Below are 25,641 nucleotides of genomic sequence, written 5' to 3' on the forward strand. Positions count from 1 at the left end.
AATTATTTTTTTATTCAGAAGCTTGCATAAGATAAATTCTCACCTAATTTTGCACTCGCATTTAACCAATAGAGGTTGAATAAATAGGATCACGGTTCTATTTCTTGATAAAGGCATTGCCTCCATAGCTCAGTTGGTAGAGCACCGCACTTGTAATGCGACGGTCGTTGGTTCGAGTCCGACTGGGGGCTCTTTAGAGTTCAAAACCCCTTGTAAATCAGAGATTTGCAAGGGGTTTTTGTTTGAAATGGTACTTGTGATTTTTTTAAGATCGTCAGGTAACCTTTCTCCTATTTTCGGTACTGATTTGCACTTCCCTCTATCCTATAATACACCTATAAAACAGAATATCGGTCTATTTTACGATATTTGTGATTATCGGTTTTTTTGACGATATTCATGCTTCTATTACAAAAAGAACTATGATTGCTGTCATCACTGGAGATATTGTCAATTCACGAAAAGTAGAGCCCAAAGAATGGATGCCCCTACTCAAGTCTACACTTGCGTATTATGGTCAAGAACCTAGCGACTGGGAGATTTATCGAGGTGATAGTTTTCAGTTGATTCTAGCCCCAAAAGAAGCGCTCAAAGCAGCCTTTCATCTCAAAGCAAGCATCAAGCAATTCAAATCACTCGATCTACGCCTCTCCATCGGGATAGGCCAAAGAGAATACGATGCTCCAAAGATCACCGAGTCCAATGGAGAAGCCTTTGTCAATTCTGGAGCTGGATTTGAGAATCTCACCAAAAGAAGAACCTTGATCATTCATACGCCTTGGCCTGCATTTGATCAGCAGATGAACTTATATATTGACTTGACACTGCTGACTATGAACAATTGGCCAGCCAGTCGTGCCCAGATTATAAAAACTGCCTTGGAACACCCAGATTGGAAACAACAGGAAATTGCTGATTACCTCAATAAAACCCAAAGCACCGTCAGCGAAAGCTTGGGTAAGAGCGGGTATGAAGAAATCCTACGTTTAGAAAAAATGTACCGTGAACTAATTACACAACAATGATCATACTTAGCCTCAAACTCCTATTGGCTCATCTCATTGGAGACTTTCTCCTCCAACCCAACCATTGGGTCAAAGACAAAGAAACCAAGCAACACAAATCAAAGTATCTCTATTGGCACATTGCAATTCATGCCGCAACCCTATTGGTACTGCTGTCATTCAATCGTTCTTATTTATTTGCGATAACAATAATCGTATCCTCACATTATCTCATTGACCTGACCAAAATCAAACTTAGCACATTGCTCAACGCAAGGGTACTGTTCTTTGCTGACCAGACTCTTCATCTGTTGGTCTTAGCACTGGTCATCCACTGGCAAGAACCCTACTCTATAGATATCAACAAACTCCTATCCGAAGAGGTCTTACTGCTAGCAGTCGCTCTTTTGACTGTGACAATAGTGACATCCGTCATCATGAAAATAATCATAGCCAAATGGCAACTAGATGAAGCAGAAACTATCCCTAACCAACAATCATTGGATCAGGCAGGCAAATACATTGGTATGTTGGAGCGATTATTTGTGTTTGGGTTTATTGTAGCGAATCAGTGGCAAGCCATTGGCTTTCTTCTAGCTGCTAAATCAGTCTTTAGATTTGGAGATCTATCCAAATCTAAAGACCGAAAGTTGACTGAATACATTTTGATAGGAACACTTTTGAGTTTTGGGTTTGCTATGCTCACAGGATTATGCTACAACTACCTGAGAGCGCTTATTCTAAGCTAACCTACCTTCAGCGAGGCAAGCACCATGAAAGAAAGCCCATGGGGTTAGAGTGAACTCAAATTCTTCACCTCCGAATCAAGACCTTAATCTTTGCGTACACTCCCACTGCTAGAAGTATCAGCCATCACTTTCTCAGGAGTACCACGATAGGTGACCTTTCCACTACTACTCGCATCCGCAAAAAGCTCCTTGCTCACCGAAATATCAACTTTTCCAGATGAACTTACATCTACTTTTGCACCTTCGGACACCATATCAAACCCATCGTACTTGCCAGAGCTGCTTGCTTCGACTACTTGGGTTTTGGTCTGTCCCGACAATTCCACCTTGCCTGAGCTAGACACATCTACTTTTAGTTGGTTGGCACTCACGTCCAAATACACTTTGCCAGAACTACTCGCTTTGACGTACAATTCATTGGAAACCAATTTGTTGTCGCTTTTTATTTGACCTGATGAACTAGCCTTGATTTTACTCAATTCACCACTGTACGTCAAAATCACCTCAACAGAATTGTTCATATAAGAACCTCTGGTCATGTGTATATTGAGAGATTCACCATTGATGTCAGTCAAGACCTTATCAGTATCTACATTGCTGGTGATGATTCTCGCTTCATTTTTATTCCCTTTTACCAAAGTTACTTTGATAGATTCCGATGTACTCACTTCACTAAATGATTCAAGCGATCTGCTTTCTTCGTTTTGCGCGTAGGTGCAACTCGCTCCTACCAAGATCGCTACTGCTAATATGTATATTTTCTTCATGATTGAATTTGTTTATCCATGAGACAAGTTCTCTGACTCAATGGTTGCATCTCTTGGTGATTTATTACATCTGATTTGATATTTGATTAGTTTTGCACAAATTCCTAAAAATGAAAAAGGTCGCATTTTACACATTGGGCTGCAAACTGAACTTTTCAGAAACATCTGCTATCAGTAGATTGTTTGAAGAGGAAGGCTACAGCAAGGTTGCATTCGAGGATCAGCCTGATATTTTTGTAATCAATACTTGTTCTGTCACGGACAATGCAGACAAAAAATGCAAACAGATTGTAAAAAGTGCTAAAAAAATCTCTCCTGGTTCATTTGTAGTCATCATAGGTTGCTTTGCTCAGCTGAAACCCCAAGAAATATCTCAAATCCCAGGCGTAAATGCTGTTTTAGGAGCTGCAGAAAAATTCAAACTCTTAGAACATCTCAAGGATTTTGAAGCCAACAAAGAAACCATTGTATGTGCCTCTGAGATTTCAAATGCAACAGAATTTAACAACGCCTACTCCAAAGCAGACCGTACCCGCACTTTTCTCAAGGTACAGGACGGTTGCAACTACGGCTGTGCATTTTGTACCATCCCCCTCGCCAGAGGAAAAAGCCGCAGTGACAGCACAGCGAATATCATTCGATCAGCCCAAGAAATTGCAGCATTGGATGTCAAAGAAGTCGTACTTACGGGTGTCAACATTGGTGACTATGGAGTCCAGAATGGCAAAAGGAGAGAAAATTTCCTTGATTTAATCAAAGAACTGGATCAAGTAGAAGGAATTGAAAGGTTCAGGATTTCTTCTATCGAACCCAACTTATTGAGCAATCAAATCATTGAGTTTGTAGCCAACAGTCAACGATTCGTGCCTCACTTTCACATCCCTCTTCAATCAGGCAGTAACAAGATTTTGAAATTGATGAACCGTCGTTACTTGCGTGAATTGTATGTGGAGAGAGTCGAAAAAATCAAAACTCTGATGCCAGATGCATGCATTGGCGTGGATGTGATCACAGGCTTTCCTGGCGAAACACACGAGGATTTTTTGGACACTTATAATTTCATCAATGAACTAAATATCTCTTATTTACATGTATTTACTTACTCTGAGAGAGACAATACGAAAGCAATTGAGATGGATAACCCCGTTCCATATGCCGAGCGTCAGGAAAGATCCAACATGCTAAGAATACTCTCTGAGAAGAAGAAAAGGGCTTTTTATCAGTCGCAAGAAGGGAAAATAGCTGAAGTCTTGATGGAAGGAGATGTAAAAGATGGAAAAATGCATGGATTCACAGCCAACTACATCAAAGTAGAGTTGCCGCATGACGAAAATCTTGTCAATCAATTGATGAAAATTTCCTTAGAAAGAACCACAGATGAATTGACTATGCAAGTCAATCCGATAGAAGCGTTACAGCCCTAATAGACGTTGACGGTGAATTACTAGATGGTAACGGAATAATACCTTTGTGATTTGATCAAATTATTGAGCAGTGAGCTGAAATTGAAACTGTAAGTATTCCCAAGAAAACGTCACCAATCCATTTGGGGCAATGTTGAAGTTCATGCGCTCCTGTAATTCCTCTCGTTTAGTCGGATAGACTTTGAAGCGCAACACGTCAAGACTTTCGTCATAGTCGTATGCTCCCCATACATCATACTTTTTATTGAGAATTACCTCCCATTCATTTTCAGAAGGAATGGTGTACAAGGCATAATTGCCAGGGTTGATAGTTTGACCTTCTATCGTGATTATTTGATCTGTAGAAAATACCGTGGCTTCATTAGCTCCTGTCCTCCATATTTTGTCATATTTGACCAAATCGCCCCATATCTCACGATCCTTTACACCTGGCTGACTATAGGTGATATATACTTTAGCAGAATTGATGACCTGACTGGTTCGTGCAGGTGGAGATGGACGATTGCTTGCATTTTCTCTGTACTCCTCAAAATCGGAGGAGTCCTCTGATACGTAATTGTGTGAATATTCTGGTCTATGACACCCCATACCAAACACCAATACAGAAATCAATACCCATCCACCAAATCTCTCCTTGTTCATCATATCTTCTCTTTGACCATTCCAGTTTAGACAGTTCTACGAAGATTATCAAAAATATGTTTAAACACACATCAAATAGTCCAACAATATTAACCGTTTGCAGAGAAGATTATCAAATCAACCCATTTACTTGACTCAAATGCTAACAACTTAGAACACGATAGACCAAATGAACGCATGTCCATCTACTTTACAAAAAGCACTTTTTCACTGTATTCGAATGGTATAAAAAAAAGGTCAAAAAAAAGCGGGATAAATCCCGCTTCAGTAATCTAAAATGTCATTTATGATTAACCGATCACTTTTACATTTACGGCGTTCATTCCTTTTCTTCCTCTTTCAACGTCAAAATCGACTTTGTCATTTTCTCTTACTTCGTCAACTAGACCTGATGTGTGAACAAAAATATCTTCACTTCCATCTTCTGGTTTAATGAATCCAAATCCTTTGGAATCATTGAAAAACTTAATTACTCCTTGCATTATTATTATTTATATTATTACACTTTCAAAGATGCAGAGTTCAACAAACAAGCCAAATTCTGCATTATACTGCTTCTCTTTTTTTCCTTTCGGAATAGATTCCAAAGCAGCGCTACTCAAAATTTTGTAGATGATCTCATCTACATCATTCGTCCATAACATAACCTAGTAAGACTCTTTCCCTTACTTTGAACAAATAAATTCCTCTAAAATTGAATGAAACTACTTGGAGAAGTCCATGTATGTAGAAGTGATATTACTAATTCTTGACACAAAGGTACGTTTAATATTGGTAATATCTAGTGTACTAGAAAATATCTATAAAATCTTCAATAATAAATATCAATATAGTAGTAAAAAAATCCCTGATCTCAAGAAGAAATCAGGGATTCGAAATTTTGTTAAGAGAAATATGATTACAAATTCTCAGCCAACCAAGTACCTACTTCTGAGGTCTTGTATGCTTTTGAATCACCTGCTATATCGACAGTCACTACTTCTGCGTCAATCGATCTGTTCACCACATCTCTTACAGCCTGTGCCTCTTCTAGCAAGTCAAGTGACTCTAGTAGCATGGCAGCTGAAAGTACAGTTGCCAATGGATTGGCGATGTCCTTACCTGCAGCTTGTGGGTATGAACCGTGGATCGGCTCAAATACAGAAGTCTCACGCCCTACGGATGCAGAAGGCAACAAGCCCATTGATCCTGTGATCACTGACGCTTCGTCAGAGAGGATATCTCCAAACATGTTTTCGGTCACCATTACGTCAAACTTTTTTGGCCACTGGATCAATTGCATCGCAGCATTGTCCACCAACATATAATCAGTTTCGATGTCTGTGTATTCCTTTTCGATGCGTTGTGCTACTTCTCTCCACAGTCTTGAAGAAGCCAACACGTTGGCTTTGTCTACGACAGTCACACGCTTGTTTCTTTTGCCTGCGTACTCATAAGCCAATCTCAAGATTCTTTCGATTTCTTCCACAGTATAAACACAAGTATCAAAAGCAGAAGTCAAATCTTCTGATCTACCTCTTGCTCCAAAATAGATACCTCCAGTCAATTCTCTGATCACAACAAGGTCAGCACCCTCAACAATATCCTGTCTCAATGGACTCTTGTGCAACAATGAAGGGAAAGTCGTCACAGGTCTGATATTGGCATACAATCCCAATTTTTTTCGCATTCCTAGTAATCCTTGCTCAGGTCTTACTTTGGCAGCAGGGTTGTTGTCGTACTTTGGATCGCCGATAGCTCCAAAAAGCACTGCATCAGAATCCATACATACCTGATGAGTAGCATCTGGATATGGATCACCTGTTTCATCAATAGCTATTGCACCTACAAGTGCTTTTGTGTAGTTGAAATTATGTCCAAATTTAGCACCAACGGCATCCATTACCTTGATTGCTTGTTCTACTATTTCAGGTCCGATACCATCACCGGCCAAGACTCCAATCTTAAAATCCATCTTATATATTATTTTCTATGATATTCAACATTTTAATTGTGGCTTTGATAGCAGCCACAGTCTGATCAGAGTCCAATCCTCTGGTCGTAAATCTCTTTTCTGCTTGCCAAGTGATACTCGTAATCACCAAAGCATCTGTTTCTCCTCCTGGAGGAATTTGCACTTCGTAATCCACCAACTTTGGCAACTCTTTCCCTAACTCTTTGTAGATCATGTTCAGGGAATTCATGAAGGCATCATACTGACCATCACCTGCAGCAGTCTTCTCAAACAGCTCCCCATGTACCTCTATCGACAAGGTAGCCATGGATTTCAATCCTTGAGCTACGGAGAGTGAATAGTTCTTGATACGAATAGATGGATCAACAATCTGAGTACCCAATACATCTTTGATGATGAATGGCAGATCTTCTTTGGAGATGGTTTCTTTTTTGTCTCCTAATTCAATGATCTTGGCAGTGACTTTTTTGGTTTCTTCTGGACTCAATTGTATGCCGAGTTCATCCAAATTCTTTTTGATACTAGCCTTACCTGACATTTTACCCAAGGCGTAGGAGTATGTACGTCCGAAACGCTCCGGATTGATACTGTTGTGATACAGATTGTCTTTGTTGTCTCCATCGGCGTGGATACCGCTAGTCTGAGTAAAGACAAACTCTCCGATGAGTGGTTTGTTGGCGGGTATTCTAATACCAGAAAATGACTCCACTAGCTTACAGGTCTTGTACAGCTTGGTTTCATCGACTTTCATCTGATACCCCAAGTGATCATTCACAATCCCTATCACACTCGACAGAGGCACATTACCAGCTCTCTCTCCGAGTCCATTCAAGGTTGTATGCACTCCTGAAAAACCACACAAAAGTGCAGAATACACATTGGCAACAGACAAATCGTAATCATTGTGCGCATGAAAATCGAACCTCATCTCTGGAAAATTAGAAGTCATGATGCCGCAATATTCAGTCGTCTGAATATGGTTGAGCATCCCCAAAGTATCAGGCAGCATGATCCGATTAATCTTCATGTTTTGCAGGCCTGTGACCATGTCTATGACGTAATCTTGCGAATCCTTCATGCCGTTGGACCAATCTTCCAAATAGACATTCACCTCGATACCCATTTGCTCTGCAATAGAGACAGTATTGGCGATATCAGCTAGATGTTCTTCCAGGGTCTTTTTGAGCTGTTTCTCACAGTGCTTTCTTGATCCCTTACACAGTAGATTGATGACATGTCCGCCAGCATTTTGAATCCATTTGAGCGAAATATCTCCATCCACAAAACCTAATATCTCAACTGCTTGCCCATATCCATTGGCATTGGCCCAATCCAAAATTAGTTTGGCGGATCTAAACTCGCCATCCGATACACGTGCAGATGCCACCTCTATCCTATCCACTTTGAGTTCGGACAAAAGCATCTGAGCCACACGTAACTTTTCGCTCTCGGTAAACGAAACCCCTGAGGTCTGTTCACCATCTCGCAAGGTAGTATCAAGAATTTCTACTTTTCTAGACATGGATTTGAATTAATTACGCTTTATTCAAGCAGCAAAGTCCATTTAGGACAGTGTGTTAGAACCTAAGTCCTATTGTAAATATCGAAATACTTTCATTGAAAGTATTTTTTATCATTTCAATGCTAGGAGAAATCTAAACGATTATGCCTTAGATTTCTCCTAGTGTCGAAATGACAGCTTTGTATATCAAAACCACCTTCAAATCACCCCAAAACACACAGAGTGTTACTTTGATGATCTCTAACTCAGGTTTAGATTATAAAGGCAATTCTTTGGCGAACTCTACGATCTCACCTTTGATGTTTTGTAGGTAATCAATATCATCAAAACCATTGAGCATGTTACCCTTTTTGTAACTATTGATTTCAAAGCTCTCAGACTCACCAGTAGCCAACAAAGTCACCGTCTGAGCAGGAAGATCCACTTTGATCTCCGTCTTTGGATCTGCTTCGATAGCTTTGAATATTTTGTCCAAAAAGGCAGCACTTACTTGTACTGGCAACACGCCGATATTCAAACAGTTGCCTTTGAAAATATCAGCAAAAAAGCTTGAAATCACACATCTGAAGCCATAATCATACACAGACCATGCTGCATGCTCTCTTGAAGAACCAGAACCGAAGTTCTTGCCTCCTACTAGGATTTTGCCAGAGTAGGTTGGGTTGTTCAGTACGAAATCCTGTTTTGGACTTCCGTCAGTATTGTATCTCCAGTCTCTGAAAAGATTATCTCCAAAACCTACACGCTCGGTAGCTTTGAGGAATCTCGCTGGTATAATCTGGTCAGTATCCACATTTTCGATTGGCAATGGAACTGCAGTACTTGTCAATATTTCGAATTTATCGTAGGCCATGTTTTCGCTATACGTTTTACGCTAAACGCTAAACGCTAACTGCTTTTCGTTTTAAAAATTACAACGATCTGTTAGCGATATGCGGCAAGCTATATTTATAATTTCTTAATCAAATTTGTTATACTCCTATTTACTTTGTTTACTTGATCAAAAAGAACATCAAACTCTGTTTGATCTATAAAACTTAAATCTCTTGACAAAATCAAGAAGTATTCTAATTCATTCGCAGAACCTCTGGAAACGACCAAATACCTTTTAAACTCAACATCAGATTCTCTGCCACATCCTTCCACAATATTAGAAGGAATAGAATATGCCGCTCTTCTTATTTGATCAACTATTCTGAACTTTTCACTCTCTGGAAACTTGTCGGTTATTTTATAAATAGCCAAAGTTAATTCATGACCCAATTTCCAAACATCGTATTTCTTATAATCTCTCAAGTTTTTAGCGTTCAGCGGATTGCGGTAAGCGACTAGCGACTAAGCGGTCATCAACTCCCTTGGATCACTCACCACGCCATTTACTGCTGATGCTGCTGCTACGAGCGGACTAGCCAAAAGCGTCCTTGAACCTGGACCTTGTCTTCCTTCAAAGTTTCTGTTGGACGTACTGACTGCCAATTTACCCGCTGGCACTTTGTCATCATTCATCGCCAAGCATGCAGAACAACCTGGCTCTCTCAATTCAAATCCAGACTCAGTCAAAATATCCAAGATACCTTCTTCTTTGATAGCAGCTTCTACCTGGTGTGATCCAGGAACCAACCATGCTGTCACGTGATCTGCTTTTTTTCTACCTTTGACGATAGAGGCAAATGCTCTAAAGTCTTCTATTCTACCGTTGGTGCAGCTTCCCAAGAATACATAATCAATTTTCTTTCCGATCATTGAATCTCCCTGATTGAAGTTCATATATCCTAAAGATTTTTCATACGTGGCTACACCACCATCCAAATCTTCAGCCTTAGGAATATGCTTGCTGATACCCATTCCCATACCTGGATTGGTACCATACGTGATCATTGGCTCAATGTCTGCAGCATCATAAGTGTACTCTAGATCAAACTTCGCATCAGCATCAGTTTTCAAAGTACTCCAATATGCCATAGCCTTGTCCCAAGCTGCTCCAGATGGCGTAAACTCTCTGCCTTTCACATATTCGAAAGTAGTCTCATCAGGAGCGATCATCCCTCCTCTTGCACCCATTTCGATACTGAGGTTACAAACAGTCATACGACCCTCCATAGTCATGTTTTCAAACACATCACCTGCATACTCTACAAAGTAGCCTGTCGCACCCGAAGTAGTCAATTTGGAGATAATATAAAGAGCCACGTCTTTTGGAGACACCCCTTTTTGCAAGGCTCCATTGACATTGATTCTCATTTTCTTAGGCTTTGGCTGCATGATGCACTGAGAAGAGAGTACCATCTCAACCTCAGAAGTACCAATGCCGAACGCAATCGCTCCGAACGCACCGTGAGTAGATGTGTGTGAATCACCACATACTATAGTCGCTCCTGGCTGAGTGATACCATACTCTGGACCTACTACGTGCACAATACCATTTTTGGCATGACCTAATCCCCAATGTGAGATACCATGAGCTTTGGCATTTTCTTCCAACGCTTTCAATTGGCTGGCAGATAAAGGATCCTCTACTGGTAAATGTTGGTTGATCGTTGGTGTGTTGTGATCTGCTGTCGCAAATGTCTTCTCAGGGTGCAGTACCTTCAACCCTCTCGTCTTCAATCCCAAAAAAGCAACGGGACTTGTCACCTCATGAACCATGTGTCTATCAATAAACACAACATCTGGCCCACCTTCTATTTTCTTAACCACGTGTGCATCCCACACTTTGTCAAACAACGTATTGCCCATAGTTTGTATGTATTCTTATGTTTTAATTCCAGTCTATCAAAGATTGGCATGCAAAAGCAGCCAAAATCGAAGCGCAAAGCTAAGGAATTATCAACTATTATGGGAGTTTAGTCCGAATTATGGCGATGATAGAAGTGATAAATGAAATTTTATCAAATTTTACTTTTGAATTTTAACAATTTCAAAATTGAAGATTCATGGATTGATACAAAGTTCTGAATTCATCCCAACTCCATCATGAGGACAAAGAGACTATTTTCTAGTCCTAGTACCTCATGTAGCACTTCCACAGGAATATCCCACTCATCCAATTTACTTAAAATTGTCTCCTCTCCTTTTTGTGAATATTGGATTTGTCCTTCTATAACAATCATTTTGGTGGGCACTTTGGTCAGATGCTCGGCCAACATTACCCCTTTCTTTAAACCAACACCTACAATTTTGGTTTTGTCTGTTTTGTGCAGCACTTTGACAACTGGCTTGTCCGCTGTTTGGAGTTCTTGCCAAATACTTTTTGTGATGGATGTTTTCATAGTTGCAGGCTTAGCGTGTTTGTCGTGCTTCAAAAAGTCTCATAAAGGTAATATGAGCGATATTTCTGGCTCTTTCCTTGGCCAAAGTGGCCTTTTCACCTTCGAAAAGCTCGTCCATGGTCTCGAACCACAACTGCAACCAATTGCCAAAATGCTCTTGTGAAATAGAATGGTCAAACTGCTCATCGACCTCCAAGTGTGCCTTCATTGGATTGCCTTTGAACTTCTGCACGAAAAATAAATTGGTCTCCCAAAAATCAGCCAATTTGGACAGGTGCTCTGGCCAATCATTAATCACAGTATTGAAAATTGGTCCCAACATCGCATGTCGACGTACCTTGCCATAAAATGTATTGACTAGCAGTTCCAAGTCCTCTCTCGATGATATGTCATTCTTGTTCATGTTTCGAAATTAAAGCATCCTAACAAGTACAAACATGACTTGTGTCATATTTTGAACTATGTTTATCACAGAACACCATTAGGACATCATATTATTGTAACCTCATTGCTATCAAACAGTATGAAACATAGAACCTTTTAAAAATTAACAACAAATGAGATCCATAGAAAACAAAGTAGCCCTCATCACAGGAGGCACCAAAGGCATTGGATACGGTATTGCAGAAGCGATGCTCAAAGACAATATGAAAGTAGCCATCACTGGACGTACGCAGGAAGGAATCGATGTAGCGGTAGCTGAGTTGAAAAAATACGGAGAGGTAATGGGGATCGTAGCAGATGTACGCGAAGCTGCCGTGATGAGGTTAGCCACCACCACAGTCGTCGATAAATGGGGACAACTGGATGTACTGATAGCCAATGCTGGTGTAGGTCACTTTGGCTCTATCACCGAATTGAGTGACCAGCAATGGCAGGAGACGATCGATATCAACTTGACAGGAGTGTTCAACTCGGTCAGAGCGGCTATTCCTGCGCTCAAGGAAACCAAGGGATATATATTTACCATTGCCAGCTTGGCAGGTGCCAATTTCTTTGCAGGTGGATCGGCCTACAATGCCAGCAAGTTTGGACTGGTAGGTTTCACACAAGCGATGATGCTGGATCTGAGACATGAAGGTATCAACGTAAGTACCATCATGCCTGGGTCAGTCGCCACCTACTTCAACAACCACATCCCTAATGAGCAAGACGATTGGAAGATTCAAATCGAAGACCTAGGTCAGTTGGTGGTCGATGTATTGAAACTAGACCCAAGAACTCTACCATCTAAAATCGAGGTGAGACCAAGTCAACCACCTAAGAAATAGTATTGAGTATTGAGATATTTATGATGTAAAACATACGTTCTATAAAGATTTTGAGGCAGACAAAATGTAGCTTTACATCCCTTAAAGCCCACAAAGCACTTGTTGGCTATTAAATCCTCGACACCATGAATCCTGAGATCGCAGATAACATACGATATTTTCACCAACTCCTCAAAAATAGCCCTGCACAACTCATAGCGGTCAGCAAGACCAAGCCCAATGAAGACCTTCTGGTCGCCTATGAAGCAGGACAAAGAGCCTTTGGTGAAAACAAAGTGCAGGAGCTGGTGGACAAGTACGAATCGCTACCCAAGGATATTGAGTGGCACATGATCGGCCACCTGCAACGCAACAAGGTGAAATACATCGCGCCCTTCGTGCATTTGATCCACGGCATAGACAGCGAGAAGCTACTCCGTGAGGTCAACAAGCAAGGAGAGAAAAATGACAGAGTCATCAATTGTCTCCTGCAGGTACACATCGCACAGGAAGAAAGCAAGTTTGGATTTGACGAAGAGGAAATCAGCGTCATGTTAGATGCGGGTATCCTAGACGAACTACAGCATGTCAAAATCTGCGGACTGATGGGCATGGCGACAAACACTGAGAGTGAAATGCAAGTGTCCAAGGAATTTGCAGGACTGAAGACCCTACTCGACCAACTCCGACTCCACTACCAACATGACAGATTACAACTCGACGAACTCTCCATGGGCATGAGCGGAGACTACTCCCTCGCCCTAGACCATGGCAGCACCATGATCAGAGTCGGCAGCACCATCTTCGGTGGTAGGAATTATGGGGTGTGAGGTGACTCAACCATCTGTTGTGTGATTTCATTGTTAGACAACTCTATGGGATGATCTTGTTGCTGCCAAAACTGAAAGTCATTGTTGTTTGATTTTTTCTTCCCCGTCTGCGTACAAATAACAGGGTCTCAGCAAGACACTAAGATCAGTGGGGCAAGATAGACCGAGTATTCCCTTCTCAGATCAAGACAAAACCCAGTCATTTTTCTAATTGCTATAAACTGGCAAGTCCAATTCTTTATATGATTTTACTACTTTGGATTCATAAGAAAATGCCTGTAGTATTAACCTGGCTGCACCTCTAATTACTATATTATCAGAGATTACCATTACTCTTTGTATTTGTGAGGCATGCTTATTCATGCACTTGACCCATCTCTTTTGGGCATTTAACTCAAAACCAGACATCTCGGTGCAGTCCCATATAAGCGATATCTTGTGGTCAAGATCTCTTTTTTCAAATTCACTCTCCCAAAATAAGCAAGCTTTTTCACTGGCTTCTTCTGTAAACTTATTTCTAAATTTAAACAACAAACAATTTTCTTCATATTCATGAAAAACCTTTGCTTCCATCTCCTCTGATTGATATCTCATTCGTCTCTTAATTATTTAAAGTCTGCAAGGCTACCCATCGTAATGAAAGATAGAAGTAATTCTCGTTGAAATAGCCACTTTTATCGTCGAATCAATCACTCACCAAGGCAAGTGCCTGATGTATACGCTTTGATCTCCACACAATGGGTTCCAGATAAGTACAGAATCAAGCGACTGGCACTGCGCTTGGTCGTCACAGGCTTGTCAGATTCTTTAGTCGATTGGTTCGTATCCTCGTTCTTTTTGGACTCTCCCTCGGTCTCAGCCAGCAGGTTGGCCAAGTTTACATGCTGATCTCTGAGTCTAGCTCGCCTGACCCGCATAACAATGACAAAAATTAGTATGGGAGCCCGTACTATAAAGGCTTCCAAGACCCCACCTATTTCAGCATAGTGAAGCCAATGTTTGATAATACAATTACAGCTATAACCTGACGGCTATGGCCCTAGACCATGGCAGCACCATGATCAGAGTCGGCAGCACCATCTTCGGTGGGAGGAATTATGGGGTGTGATTAACGGGCACTTGGAGCACCCACCTAGTCTTAGCGTCTCGCTGAGACTTTGCTCCACACTCCACACACTCTTGATCACGAATGGTATATTTGCATCCCCTAGATAAACTACTGATTTTAATCCTTATTCTACATACAATTAGCAGGGTCTCAGCGAGACGTAAGATCAATGGAGCATTTCTGTCTTTTTGCTTTTCATGAGCTACAAATAGCTCAAAATACATGTCAGAATTTATAAATAATTCAAAATCAATTCAGTTGTCAGCCCATCACCTATTAGATCATTAATTTCCGAATTTTCAATTTTCAGATCTTCTAAAGTCTTTATCCCCTGCCTTATTTCTCTATCAAAGTCTGGATACATTGATGAAAAAATAATATACTGAACCAAAGCATCATCGCTAATTTGGACTTTGGAATTGTAAATAATCAGTACTTGATTTTTGATAATGAATTGGTTAATTAACCGCTTCATATGCCTAGGATTTTTGGGTATTTCCTTAATATAGTCAATCAATAAATGACCTTTTCTCTTATTAATAATTTTCTCAACCTTCTTTGCTGCCACTACTCTTTGACTAAGTGTGGTAGCTCCCTTTATGGCACTTTCCAGTTGCTCACTAGTTTCTGCTTTATCAATGTCTGCCTCCACTTCTTGGTCTGATCTTGCTGGTTCTTCTGGAAGATCTTCTTCGATTCGCAAGAATTTTTTCAAAAGCTTATCATGCTGATCTGTTCCTATTTTTGGAACATCTAGTACCAATTGAAAGCTCTTTTGTAAAAACTGATTACCAATGGTATGCCCCTTTTTCTTTAATTTCTCAAATTCTTCATATTTCTTATCGAAGCAATTACTTACCCAATTACCATCTGCAGCAATTACATATAACACCTTGCTCTGCTTGAACAGATTCTGAATTCCTTCCAATAACTTGACAGTAGGTTCTATTTCACAGCGATCTAAATCATCTATGAAAATGGCAACCTTACGATTCTTTGTTACTTGATTAAATCGATCCTTGATTGGCCTATATGGATCAGATGAATGATTTCTTGCCAATTCAGCAGTGGTCACTCTCCTCTTGAATATATTTTGAACCATTCCGCTAAAAGTGACCCAAATACTACCTAGTAGACCTATTAAGCTTCCATACAATGCCAATTCACTTCCTCCTTTGGTAAAAAGTCCATAACCACTAAATAAGAAAATTCCAGCAAGAAGAAATACAACTATTGTATTGTGATTTTGTAGTCGAAATGACCACAATCTGTGTGATTTGATCGAAGGAGGTTTGTTTGCTAAAGAGATTTGTTGACTCACTTTATTGACCAAAACCCACCATTGGTCATCTAGATGCTGATGTGTCCAAGCATTGTATTCTACTACTTCCCAACCGGAATTATTTAAAAACTCCTTATAATAAAGTAACATCGAAGATTTACCACTTCCCCATTCTCCATTAAGTAATATAGTATAGGAGTCTTCCTTGCCTAGTTCAGGCCAAAGAGCTTCAACTTTATCATGAATAATTTCCATGATCGATTTTCTTCCTAAATCGTCATCCTTTGAGGGATTATCTGGTTGAAAATCTGCATCAGTATCCAAGTTCACAACAGGAGTACCCACTGTCATTGGATGATCTACCATTTCAATCATGTCTGAGTCCATAATCAATGTTTGCTCCTCGTAACCTTGTTCCTTACGCACTCTCAGTATTTTGGAAAGCATCGAATTAAATTTCTCATCAGAAATTTCGAATTCTTTTGTCAATCCATACTCGTTTATTATTGAATCAATTTTGGGTTTATCTTGCTCTAAAAATACCCTTAGAGCTTGCTGCCATGAACCGTAATTATAGTAATGAAAGTGTTTCTTCTTACTTTTAATATTTCTATGAAATGTTAAAGCAATCGATTTATAGCAATCCAAAATCTCTGGATTACCCTCATCAGGATAGGCTAATTCAAAATATATCTCCTGTATTTGATCATCCTTGAATGTTACTACAAAACCTATCGTTTTGGTTTTGTTCTTTGAGTCTCCTTTTCTTGTGAATCCAACAAAAATATAATCCGAGCCCTGAAACCATTGGCCTTTGCTTAATCTACCCTCATTATCTTGATTTCTTAACCAAAACTTAAGACTAGGGTCTTTTACTTCCCTCCACTTTAAAAGGAATAGGAGAATTTCGTCGCTGAGTTTTGTTATTTCACTAAGTTGTGAGGGTTTAGCTTGATTTAATGAATCTTCTTTGTTCTTTTCATCATCTAACAAAGGTTTAAGCTGCTCTGATATCGGTCTAGATTTCTTTTCTATATTCTCAATAAGTTCTTTCTGAGCTTCCTGAGTTGTGTGAAATGATTCAAAATCTCCCCAATTCTCCTTCACATACTTTATACCTTTAAATGAAATTTTAGCAAAGGTTTCAAGCCTATCATTCTTTTCAATTAAACCTTCATCTAGCAGATGATTAATCCAGAACTTAAGCTGAGTGATTTTAAAATCATAGTTATTATCCTTAAGTAACCTCTCTAAGTCAATCCAATTATCAACCCCCTGTTCATTCTTGTCATACAGAAACCATAAAATGAACAACTCCTCCTTTTCAAATTTCAATTTCGCCATAACTCTAATTTAAAGCAATTGACCTCACTCTACGGGGTGTTTGATCCCAAAGAGAGAGGCAATCCGTGTTATATAATGTGTTCTACCGTAGATACCCGACCAACAAGCGGCCAGCCTCTGTGATCTGAATCCGTATGTGGTCGTCGAAAGAACCATCTGTCTCGGTATCTAGGTTATTTCGTCCTATCCATTCATTGTTGCAGGGGTTGCTGTCCGTATCTATGGGAGCTTTCCCGACATCTGTGCGATAGATATTCTCCAGAGGCACACCGCCATAGCTTTGGTAATTGGTGGCAGTGAGCTGATGAGGATGCTTGTGGGTATTGCCCGCAGAGAAGATGACATACTCGGCATTGACTGCCTCGATGAACCGTGGACAACTGGCATTGCGCGCACCATGATGAGGTGCTATGATGACACTGGATTCTAGGTACTGACTCATGGAGTCCAGCAAGAAGCGCTCTGTAGAGATGCATTCGTATTCGCAGGCACAATCTGCCTTTTTACATTCGTCCAGCCCGACAATATCTCCTGTGAATAGCACCGACTGATCCGCATAGTCTAGCTTGATAACGATGCTGGCAGCATTCCTCAGTTTGGAGGCATTGTTTCCCAGCTCCGCCGCAAATGCTTCGTCTCTCTTGCCAAAGCCTGACAAAAAAGTGAGACTAAAATCTCCTTCGCTATAAACAACAGTCCCGGGTGTCAGTGCTGCCTCAGTCAAATCCTGAATCACTATGCCTGGCTCTGCCTTGAGGGAATCAATTGCGCCCTTCACCGTCCCAGGTAGTCCGTCGGGTCGATAGCTGGTAAATAGCGCACGTTTGATTTGATAATCAGCAGTGATTTCATCCACCGCTCTCCAATGATCCGAATCCGTATGACTCAGGATCATCAGTTCTATGTCTTGCCCCACTGGGTATAGACTATTGAGGAAGGTGTTGACATAGTCACTGTTGCCTCCATCATAGATGATGTACTTGCCTTCGGGAGTTTTGATGATGCAGCCGAGCCCTGCTCCTACATCTACTACATAGACCTCAGCTCCCTTCTTGTTGGGATAGAATCTGGGCAACTGTCCCGACTCCCTTTTGACCTGTGATCGATAGATCCAACCCTTGATATTCGTACCGAGGATTTTTGCATGATAGTAGCCGTTATTTTGTTGTCCACTATCGAGTAGCTCCAAGATCTCTCCAGGCTTCATGTCGCCACCGATCACTTGGTCAGCACCACTGTGATGGTCTACTCTGAGAGCGGTGTTGTTGTAGGTAGTTAGGTATTGCGCTTGAGATATCCCTGCACTCAGCAGGAATATCACTATATAGCAAAGTTTCATAACCGTATTTTTTTGACTTGATTGACAGAATACGGTATCACTCCTATGCCCAAGGCCAGAATCACATTGGTGAAATCAGAGAGATCAAGACCCACAGAGCAGTTGACACAATATACCTTCATATAAAAGTAAAAGGTGGTAATACACACACTGAGTATCAAACTGGTCACACCAGATAAGAATAAGATCAAACGACTGGCACTCTTTTTATGCTCAGCAGGATTGTCACCTTCTGCTGGTACTGATACTTCCATCTCAGTGAGCATGTCGGTCAGGTGGATGCCATTGTTCTTGAATGACCGCCTTACGATCATCATCACAATCACAAAAATAAGTATGGGAGCCAATACTATAAAGGCTCCCAAGATTTCGGATAGGTTTTCCATTTGGTTTAATTGAATTATTTTAATGGTTCAATTGGATATTCAACTCGGTTCTACTATTCCTAACATCTCCAAGAGCTGCGGATCATCCTCCAGTGCTACTCGGGCTATGCCGATATAGTCAGACATCCAATCTTGGAGTGCATCGAGTGCCTCATCTCGTTTTTCGGTGGCATCTTGTGCTTCGCCTTTTTCCTTGAGTTGCTTGTTGTACTTCTTTTCTAACTCTACGAGTTCTAGGCTGGCCGCTGTGAGTGCTTCTTGAGGGATGTTGACCTTGGCAAGTTCGGCAAGCACGATAGGTGAAAGCAGAGAATTGGTGTAAAAGGTCTTGGCTTGCTGTAGCCAACCGGGAAAAGCCTGCTTGCGATCACCACTGAGCTGGAGTGCCTCTTCGGTGGCCTTGTTGCCCTTCAGTGCGATGCGGGCCAGCTTTATATGTCGCATGTAGGTTTTGTTCAACGCAGCTCGGGCAATCCGAAACTCATCAGAGGCGGCATACTGCTCTCCATATTCTAGTTTTTGTTTGACATGAAGGGCATCTGCAGTTTCGTAGAGTGCCATGCCCGAATTCATGGTCTCTGCATCATAACCATACTCAGTCAATACTGAGCTAATAGCGTCAACATCTCGACCGTTGGTAATGGCATTCTTATCAAAGAGTAGTTTGCCGTCGATTGTTTCATTTTCCATAGTTTTAATATGTTTTTAGTTTAGAATAAATTCGGTTGTATTGCGATTCCTTGCGTTTTTGTCGTTTTATCTAGCGTTTATATGACTTTTCGCAGCGTTTTTGTTGTTTTGGATAGCGTTTTTGTCATTTTCTTCTGCGTTTTTGTGACAATCGCTAGCGGTTTTGTCATTTCCCTCTGCGTTTATTTCGTTTTCCTGAGCGTTTTTACCATTTTGGCTAGCGGTTTTGTGACTGACTGGATCGGTTTTGCGGTTATGGTTAGCGTTGATGTGATTGTTTTCATTGTTGGAAGAAATGACATTTATTTGATATCCGTAATTGTCGTGGGTCGGAATAGATTGTAGTTAACTCCCAGAATGCTAAAAAAACCTGATTGCTGTGTAACGCCGTTGGCATAGTTGCGACCAAAACTCGCATTGACGAAAATGGATTTACTTAGTTTATAGTTTGCATTGACAGACAGTCTGTAGGTGAAATCATCTTCAATTCTATCAATGAATTGCCCTCCAGCATTGACGTCCTTAAATTGAACCTCGTACCATCTTGCCACCGCTTCAAAAGATAAACTGATATTCTCTACGTCTTTGACAAAACTCAGCCCGACATCAAAATTGGACTCTACAGAATCAACGTTGGCCTTCATGTACCGAGCAGAAAACACAAATTGGTTTTGCTCATTAATTTTCTCCGAGGCAGTAGCCCAAAAGCCCAATTTTCTAATTCCACCGTCCTGCCCAGGCTGCTTTGTTTGAAAAGATGATGCTCCACCTAGCTCTATAATCAGTCCTGCTTTTTCTCTCGTTTGATCGATGAGTTCATCATTGATATTCAGTGCTAGGTATTGGTCATAGATAGAGGCAGCAAAGGCTTGAATTTCACTTCTGGTGTTGGTCGTATCCTTTGCATATGAAGGATCTACATCTTCAGCGATTGTATACAATTCTGCTATTGCAGCATCACTGCAATCTTGTGACCTAGCCTCTAGCACTATTTTATCAATTGCAGACTGCTTGTTTATAAAGGTTTGCGCCAAGGCTCGAATGCCTAAGATAACAGAAGCGAGTTTGGATCTTGATTGAATTAATTGAATTGCATCTGTAGCACTCTGTGGCAGCTTTCCTTGGATCAATTGAAACCTAAACCCTACTCCCATTAGCGATTGATCAATAGCGGTGTCTTGGACATTCGCAAATGATAGACGAAAAGTTTGCTGAATAGTCTGCCATGTGTCTGGATCATTGAATTGTTCTAAAGTCAATTCAGGTTTACTTTTCAACCAGTAGGGAGCAAATTCTAATCCTATGTTTGGATTCAATTTCCCATTTTCATCAAAGGATGTTAAAATATTAGTGGTTAGTTCTGAAGGACTAGTTGGACGAAGGACAGACGTAGGTTCAAAATCTAGTATTGAAAAAGCAGGGCTACTAGGTACATCATGGTGAATCTTTTCTTCTTGAGCATATCCTCCATAAGAAATCGTAAACCCTATTAGAAATATGAGAATAGATTGCTTCATATCAAATCAATGATTAGTGTGTATGAAACAATATCTTTATCCTTATCTACCTTTTTGCTATACGGCCCAAAGGTCTTCAATTCCTGTTGATCACAGCTAATCGTCACTTTAAAACTTGTCCAATTGGTATTAGGATTGGTATCCACTACGGTACAGGTGACTATCAGCATCTGACCATGTAAGTTAGAAACCTCACCCACTGTGACTTCATTGCCTTGTCCTAAAAGAGAACTGCCCAAAAACACACTGTGTCCTCCAGTCTGTCCATTGCCTATTGTCATAGAAGCAGTCATGCTACCAGAGTCAGGCAGATCTAATTTGTCTTCAATATCGATATAAGTGTTCTTGCTCATGATTTAGTTTATGGTTTTAAAAAAATTGTTTTACATTTTTTTATCTCTACAACCCCAACCACTCGGCAAGGGCGTCTTTGTTGTCTTTAAATAATTGTTGTCCATACTCCTTCAAAGCTTTCATATTCTGATGAGTGGCACAGTCCATCTCTGGGTCGACAGAGCTTCCTTTCAGGTCTCCATCTAGCCGTAGATACTGCTTTGGTTGAGGAGTCGTATCATAGATTTTTCGGAGCTGATAATCGGCCACTTCAGCAGAGCCAGACATCATGATGTCTATGATGGGCTGCACCCATTCGGCCATCCCGTAGTTGCGGGCTTTGCTGTAGTGATAGGTCTTGTGTGTATAGCCAGTGCCGAGAGACAGGATTTTCATATCCTCTGCCTTGGCCTTTCTCTTATTGATATCGAATAACTCCCTCCCCTCGGCATAAGCCACTAGTGCAGGGTTGTTGACAAATACCCCTCCGTCAATCAAAGGGTAGTCTTCTCCGGATTTGGAGGTTACTTTCTCACATTCAAAATACGTAGGTGCAGCTGATGTAGCGCGACAGACGTCTTTGACTTTAAAATTATACTCGTCTGCAACTGCCTTGTGCTGGTAAAAGAAATGCCCTTTGCGGTTTTTGATATCATAGGAGGTGATCACGGTAGGTTTCAGCAGATTTGATAACCAGACATCCCCAAAATAATCCTTCAAAGCATCCTCGATCCCATCTGCGGGATATTTTTCGTCTAGTATACCTCCCATGGTTTTGATCTTATGAAAGGTCGGGATGTCAAAAATCTCATCTCCCCTGTCAAAATAAAGATCGACCACTTGCTCTGCGCTAAACTTGGGCTTTTTGCTTTTTCCGTCAGGACATAAATAGGCACAAGCCAAGATTCCTCCTGTACTGGTGCCAGCTACCAGGTCAAAATAGTCAGAGACTTGGATTCTAAATTCCTTCTCGATTTCGACAATAATCTGTCCAGGGATGATTCCTCTGATTCCTCCCCCGTCAATGGATAATATTCTTTTTAGTGGATTCATTTTATTCCTATTTATACTTTCAGATAATCACTGATCACCCAGCCCTCTTGCACGATTTTACTTTGCTCCATTTGCCTTTGGTCTCTAGGATCTGTACCATTTCGCCCTTGGTGAGGGGTTCTATGACGAGATCGCTGTTGGCGGAGGGTTTGCTGCGGACGTTGAGCTGGTAGGCGGTGACGGTGGCAGTTGGGTAGTCTGTGGTTTGACCTGCTGGGTCGAATGCTGCGGGATCATCCTGCTGTCTGTTCGCATAGAGGATGTTATTGCGCAATTTGTCGAGCGGGAAAGCAGGTCCTGGATCGATCTTCCTATCTGGAGAAATCTCCTCATGACCAAGAATGAGTTTGATCCCATAGGTCTCGCACAGCAATCGGACGATCTGCTCGACGATCTCTATCTGCTCTGGGGTATAGCGGTGCCAGTAGCTGGCTACACTTTCGTTGCGATGGATTCCCTGAAACACTTCCACAGCAGCATAAGACTTCTTGAACCACGACAGGTATTCCTCTCCTTGTTTGTCGAGGCGACCGGCATTGTCGATCTCTATCCCGATGCTGTAGGCGTTGAGTCCTGATCGATCCGCCCAGCTACTTTTGCCTGCGTGCCAAGCAACGGTATTGAACGGCACCAACTGGGTAATACTGTTGTCCCTGCCTATGACGAGGTGAGCACTGGCTGGTACATTGGGATCAGTCAAGGTCTGAATCGAGGACTTGGCATCTCTACCTGCGGTGAAGTGGATCACCACGGTATCAGGCAGGCTGTCTCTGAACTGTCCACTGGTCTTGTTGGTCAGCTGATGGCTCACCTGAGAGCCAGAGGATGGTACCAATAGATGGTTTTCGATTTTCATGGTTTCCTGTCCTGTAAATAATCACTTATTAAGAACTTCAAAAACCAAAATAAAAGAGGCACAGCAATCATATTCTAGTCAAGTTAGGAGTTAGGTTTTCTCACTTAAATAGATGCTGCATTTCTAAATTAGAAAATTATTTTTCAATAAAAAACAATGTTACCCTTCAAAAAAGTATGAATTAAGGATTATTTATATCCAATCTCAACATATTAACATTCTATAAAATTACCCCTTAAACATTGATAGCTAAGTTGTTATCATTTCAAATCATATATATCCTAAAAATCATACTTATTAGTTGAGGACAAACGCATCGAAAAAACTGAATCCCTCCAAAGGGGAAAACCACTCACTTTTTGGGGCAGTAGAAAATTTCAATTTTTATTCTACCATTAAATCTTGGTTGTAACTTTTGCAAGTTTGATTTCAATGCATTAACTCTTCTCTACCTCATGAAACGACACTACAAAAGCCGTCCCCTTCCCTACTTCAGATTCGCAGCGCAACTGACCATTTAGGAGGTCGGTATATTTGCTGACGATGGATAGACCGAGTCCGTTGGACTTTTCTCCTCCAGTGGCTTTGGCTGTCAATACTTGAAATTTCTTGAACATCTTGACTTGATCGTCTGGGGAGATACCTGGCCCTTCATCTCGGACGCTTACTTCTACTTGTTGACCGACTCTGGTGGTACTGATGTAGATGTGTTTGTTCAAGGGCGAAAACTTGATGGCATTGGACAGTAGGTTATCAAACACATGATAGACAAACTCCTCTAGGCCTAAGATGTGGATATCAGGTATCAAATCTGTTTGGATTGTGATGCCTTTGATAGCAGCACCAGAGGCAAAATTATGAGCTATAGCAGACAGTATTTTGCTCAAACCTACCACTTGGTATTCTTCGGTTGTGCGAGACTCTATCTTTTCCACATCGAGGATGCGGGTCACCATGTCACTGAGACGCTTAGACTCGGTCGTGATGTGGTTGAGCATCTTTGCCTCACTTTCCTCCAACTTCAAATCATCCATCAACATTCGTGAAATACTGTTGATGTTGTTGATCGGTGCTCGAAGATCGTGGGACAGGATATGAATGAAGTTGTTTTTGTCTTCATTGACAGCAATCAGCTCTTTGTTTTGTTGGTTGAGTCGCTCATTTTGTTGCTCTATCAACTCTTGATGCTTGAGTAGCTGCTTGTTGGCATTGGATTTTATTTTGCTCCTGTTGTACAGGAAAAAGGCAATCACCACGGCGAAGGACATACTGACCAAAAGTATGTTTCGAACCAATGCTTGTCTCTCTACCTCCTGCCGATTCAACTCTAGTTCCTCATCCATAAACATCTTCTCTTGCATCAGCAGGACTACTTCCTCATCTTGGTGGTTGGAGAGGTTCTTGATAAACTCGTTGAATTCCGAACCAAAATAACGTTGGATACTGCCTTTTTTGATTCTTGCGAATTCAGGGCTCGCCAAGTATTCATTGAATGGCTCATCCCAATCTGAGTTTTTGTTGAAAATCACACCCAAGCCGTGCCCCTTGACTGCATAAGCATTGAGGCGCTTGATGGGCCAGTTTTGATTCAATGCCAATAGGTATCGAGTCAGATCACTGTATCCAAAACTGCGCTCGGTCTCAACTACTTTTTGAACGATCTGCGTACTTTGATCTATGTATTTTAGATCAAAATTGAAACCATTGGCATCCTTGATGTTCTTGAGGTTTTGATCATAGGTGGTACCCAATACAGATATGGCAGTATAGTCTGAATATGGATACCTAAAATCTTCTTCATGTAACACTGTAGGATTGGATCTGTGAGTTACCAAAACTTGAAAGTCCGGGAAATATGGGTTAGAAAATTTTACATTTTTGTCTCGGTCTGCCGTCCAAGAGATGATATCTAGTCCGATATCTCCTGCCTTTTCTTCTATTTGGATTTGTTCGAAGATTTCGGCCATGGTATTCCACTCTATCCATTTGTACTTGATCTTTATACCGTACTTTTTTGACAAAAATCGTTGAAAGCCGATCATCATCTCGTACTCTAGACCTTCGAGAATGCTGTCATTGGAGATCAAAAAAGGTTCATTGAGCTTGTATTGTATGGCTATCAAACCTTTTTTGTCACGCTGGGCTTGAGCCCAAGTCAGATCACTGGCATGAACTGTCACTCCTGACAATAGGAACACTCCCATAATACAAAATATCACTCGTTTCATAATAAAATTTTCATCTGCTACTACCATTTGACCGTTACACCATCTTGTTAATTTGAACCAACAAAATAGGATACTCTAATTGAACTACCCAATT

General features: G+C 41.0%; 26 protein-coding genes and 1 tRNA gene. 6 read left to right on the forward strand and 21 right to left on the reverse strand.

Annotated elements, in window-relative coordinates; genetic code table 11:
* Positions 1 to 118: 118 nt before the first annotated feature.
* The 3 genes from N6H18_RS14825 (at position 119) to N6H18_RS14835 (ending at position 1,753) form a co-directional block, all read left to right on the forward strand.
* A tRNA-Thr gene (locus tag N6H18_RS14825) sits at positions 119 to 191 on the forward strand.
* A gap of 231 nt (positions 192 to 422) precedes the next feature.
* Positions 423 to 1,025: a SatD family protein gene (locus tag N6H18_RS14830; RefSeq protein WP_262309061.1), complete on the forward strand. Its 603-nt coding sequence runs from the start codon at positions 423 to 425 to the stop codon at positions 1,023 to 1,025.
* Complete coding sequence (locus N6H18_RS14835; RefSeq protein ID WP_262309062.1) at positions 1,022 to 1,753, forward strand: DUF3307 domain-containing protein; 732 nt, start codon at positions 1,022 to 1,024, stop codon at positions 1,751 to 1,753. Before N6H18_RS14830 ends, N6H18_RS14835 begins: the two co-directional genes overlap by 4 nt.
* 83 nt (positions 1,754 to 1,836) lie before the next feature.
* Here N6H18_RS14835 and N6H18_RS14840 read toward each other — a convergent pair whose 3' ends face one another.
* A complete protein-coding gene (locus N6H18_RS14840; protein ID WP_262309063.1) occupies positions 1,837 to 2,520 on the reverse strand; it encodes a head GIN domain-containing protein in 684 nt (227 codons plus the stop codon).
* 110 nt (positions 2,521 to 2,630) lie between these two features.
* Here N6H18_RS14840 and mtaB point away from each other — a divergent pair, with 110 nt between their 5' ends.
* Complete coding sequence (gene mtaB / locus N6H18_RS14845; RefSeq protein ID WP_262309064.1) at positions 2,631 to 3,944, forward strand: tRNA (N(6)-L-threonylcarbamoyladenosine(37)-C(2))-methylthiotransferase MtaB; 1,314 nt, start codon at positions 2,631 to 2,633, stop codon at positions 3,942 to 3,944.
* Between the two features lie 60 nt (positions 3,945 to 4,004).
* On the opposite strand, the gene N6H18_RS14850 is transcribed toward mtaB, so the two are convergent.
* The 9 genes from N6H18_RS14850 to N6H18_RS14890 form a co-directional block, all read right to left on the reverse strand.
* Entirely contained in the window at positions 4,005 to 4,589 is a 585-nt protein-coding gene (locus N6H18_RS14850; RefSeq protein ID WP_262309065.1) for a DUF2911 domain-containing protein, read from the reverse strand.
* A gap of 287 nt (positions 4,590 to 4,876) precedes the next feature.
* Positions 4,877 to 5,068, reverse strand: coding sequence for a cold-shock protein (locus N6H18_RS14855; RefSeq protein ID WP_323131515.1), 192 nt, complete (start codon positions 5,066 to 5,068; stop codon positions 4,877 to 4,879).
* Between the two features lie 416 nt (positions 5,069 to 5,484).
* Entirely contained in the window at positions 5,485 to 6,540 is a 1,056-nt protein-coding gene (gene leuB, locus N6H18_RS14860; protein WP_262309066.1) for a 3-isopropylmalate dehydrogenase, read from the reverse strand.
* A 1-nt stretch (position 6,541) separates the two neighbouring features.
* A complete protein-coding gene (locus tag N6H18_RS14865) occupies positions 6,542 to 8,062 on the reverse strand; it encodes an alpha-isopropylmalate synthase regulatory domain-containing protein (protein ID WP_262309067.1) in 1,521 nt (506 codons plus the stop codon).
* Positions 8,063 to 8,318: 256 nt separating this feature from the next.
* The gene (leuD, locus tag N6H18_RS14870) at positions 8,319 to 8,915 is read right to left on the reverse strand and encodes a 3-isopropylmalate dehydratase small subunit (protein ID WP_262309068.1); all 597 of its coding nucleotides are present in this window, start codon (positions 8,913 to 8,915) and stop codon (positions 8,319 to 8,321) included.
* A gap of 95 nt (positions 8,916 to 9,010) precedes the next feature.
* Positions 9,011 to 9,358 carry a four helix bundle protein gene (locus N6H18_RS14875; protein ID WP_262309069.1) on the reverse strand — a complete coding sequence of 116 codons (348 nt, stop codon included), beginning with the start codon at positions 9,356 to 9,358 and terminating at the stop codon, positions 9,011 to 9,013.
* Positions 9,359 to 9,397: 39 nt separating this feature from the next.
* Positions 9,398 to 10,798 carry a 3-isopropylmalate dehydratase large subunit gene (gene leuC, locus N6H18_RS14880; RefSeq protein ID WP_262309070.1) on the reverse strand — a complete coding sequence of 467 codons (1,401 nt, stop codon included), beginning with the start codon at positions 10,796 to 10,798 and terminating at the stop codon, positions 9,398 to 9,400.
* A gap of 221 nt (positions 10,799 to 11,019) precedes the next feature.
* Entirely contained in the window at positions 11,020 to 11,331 is a 312-nt protein-coding gene (locus N6H18_RS14885; protein WP_262309071.1) for a cupin domain-containing protein, read from the reverse strand.
* A 10-nt stretch (positions 11,332 to 11,341) separates the two neighbouring features.
* Positions 11,342 to 11,734 carry a group III truncated hemoglobin gene (locus N6H18_RS14890; protein ID WP_262309072.1) on the reverse strand — a complete coding sequence of 131 codons (393 nt, stop codon included), beginning with the start codon at positions 11,732 to 11,734 and terminating at the stop codon, positions 11,342 to 11,344.
* Positions 11,735 to 11,888: 154 nt separating this feature from the next.
* On the opposite strand from N6H18_RS14890, the gene N6H18_RS14895 reads away from it, so the two are divergent.
* Both N6H18_RS14895 and N6H18_RS14900 read left to right on the forward strand, forming a co-directional pair.
* Positions 11,889 to 12,602: an SDR family oxidoreductase gene (locus tag N6H18_RS14895; RefSeq protein ID WP_262309073.1), complete on the forward strand. Its 714-nt coding sequence runs from the start codon at positions 11,889 to 11,891 to the stop codon at positions 12,600 to 12,602.
* A 125-nt stretch (positions 12,603 to 12,727) separates the two neighbouring features.
* On the forward strand, positions 12,728 to 13,411 hold the full coding sequence (locus tag N6H18_RS14900; RefSeq protein WP_262309074.1) for a YggS family pyridoxal phosphate-dependent enzyme: 684 nt from the start codon (positions 12,728 to 12,730) through the stop codon (positions 13,409 to 13,411).
* A gap of 207 nt (positions 13,412 to 13,618) precedes the next feature.
* Here N6H18_RS14900 and N6H18_RS14905 read toward each other — a convergent pair whose 3' ends face one another.
* The 11 genes from N6H18_RS14905 to N6H18_RS14955 all read right to left on the reverse strand — a co-directional run bounded on the left by N6H18_RS14905 (position 13,619) and on the right by N6H18_RS14955 (position 25,547).
* Positions 13,619 to 14,005, reverse strand: a complete 387-nt coding sequence (locus N6H18_RS14905) for an STAS/SEC14 domain-containing protein (protein ID WP_262309075.1) — start codon at positions 14,003 to 14,005, stop codon at positions 13,619 to 13,621.
* A gap of 95 nt (positions 14,006 to 14,100) precedes the next feature.
* Entirely contained in the window at positions 14,101 to 14,328 is a 228-nt protein-coding gene (locus tag N6H18_RS14910) for a hypothetical protein (RefSeq protein ID WP_262309076.1), read from the reverse strand.
* A gap of 423 nt (positions 14,329 to 14,751) precedes the next feature.
* The gene (locus N6H18_RS14915) at positions 14,752 to 17,145 is read right to left on the reverse strand and encodes a KAP family P-loop NTPase fold protein (protein WP_262309077.1); all 2,394 of its coding nucleotides are present in this window, start codon (positions 17,143 to 17,145) and stop codon (positions 14,752 to 14,754) included.
* Between the two features lie 82 nt (positions 17,146 to 17,227).
* A complete protein-coding gene (locus tag N6H18_RS14920) occupies positions 17,228 to 18,484 on the reverse strand; it encodes a ComEC/Rec2 family competence protein (protein ID WP_262309078.1) in 1,257 nt (418 codons plus the stop codon).
* Complete coding sequence (locus tag N6H18_RS14925; RefSeq protein ID WP_262309079.1) at positions 18,481 to 18,870, reverse strand: hypothetical protein; 390 nt, start codon at positions 18,868 to 18,870, stop codon at positions 18,481 to 18,483. The genes N6H18_RS14920 and N6H18_RS14925 overlap by 4 nt, the downstream gene beginning before the upstream one ends.
* Positions 18,871 to 18,909: 39 nt before the next feature.
* Positions 18,910 to 19,560, reverse strand: coding sequence for a hypothetical protein (locus tag N6H18_RS14930; RefSeq protein ID WP_262309080.1), 651 nt, complete (start codon positions 19,558 to 19,560; stop codon positions 18,910 to 18,912).
* Between the two features lie 302 nt (positions 19,561 to 19,862).
* Positions 19,863 to 21,077 carry a hypothetical protein gene (locus N6H18_RS14935; RefSeq protein ID WP_262309081.1) on the reverse strand — a complete coding sequence of 405 codons (1,215 nt, stop codon included), beginning with the start codon at positions 21,075 to 21,077 and terminating at the stop codon, positions 19,863 to 19,865.
* On the reverse strand, positions 21,074 to 21,430 hold the full coding sequence (locus N6H18_RS14940) for a hypothetical protein (RefSeq protein WP_262309082.1): 357 nt from the start codon (positions 21,428 to 21,430) through the stop codon (positions 21,074 to 21,076). The genes N6H18_RS14935 and N6H18_RS14940 overlap by 4 nt, the downstream gene beginning before the upstream one ends.
* A 46-nt stretch (positions 21,431 to 21,476) precedes the next feature.
* Complete coding sequence (locus N6H18_RS14945; RefSeq protein WP_262309083.1) at positions 21,477 to 22,463, reverse strand: patatin-like phospholipase family protein; 987 nt, start codon at positions 22,461 to 22,463, stop codon at positions 21,477 to 21,479.
* A gap of 34 nt (positions 22,464 to 22,497) precedes the next feature.
* The gene (locus tag N6H18_RS14950; RefSeq protein WP_262309084.1) at positions 22,498 to 23,319 is read right to left on the reverse strand and encodes an N-acetylmuramoyl-L-alanine amidase; all 822 of its coding nucleotides are present in this window, start codon (positions 23,317 to 23,319) and stop codon (positions 22,498 to 22,500) included.
* Positions 23,320 to 23,756: 437 nt separating this feature from the next.
* Positions 23,757 to 25,547 carry an ATP-binding protein gene (locus N6H18_RS14955; RefSeq protein ID WP_262309085.1) on the reverse strand — a complete coding sequence of 597 codons (1,791 nt, stop codon included), beginning with the start codon at positions 25,545 to 25,547 and terminating at the stop codon, positions 23,757 to 23,759.
* Positions 25,548 to 25,641 lie beyond the last annotated feature (94 nt).

Source organism: Reichenbachiella agarivorans (genome assembly GCF_025502585.1).
In the GTDB taxonomy this organism is placed as follows: domain Bacteria; phylum Bacteroidota; class Bacteroidia; order Cytophagales; family Cyclobacteriaceae; genus Reichenbachiella; species Reichenbachiella agarivorans.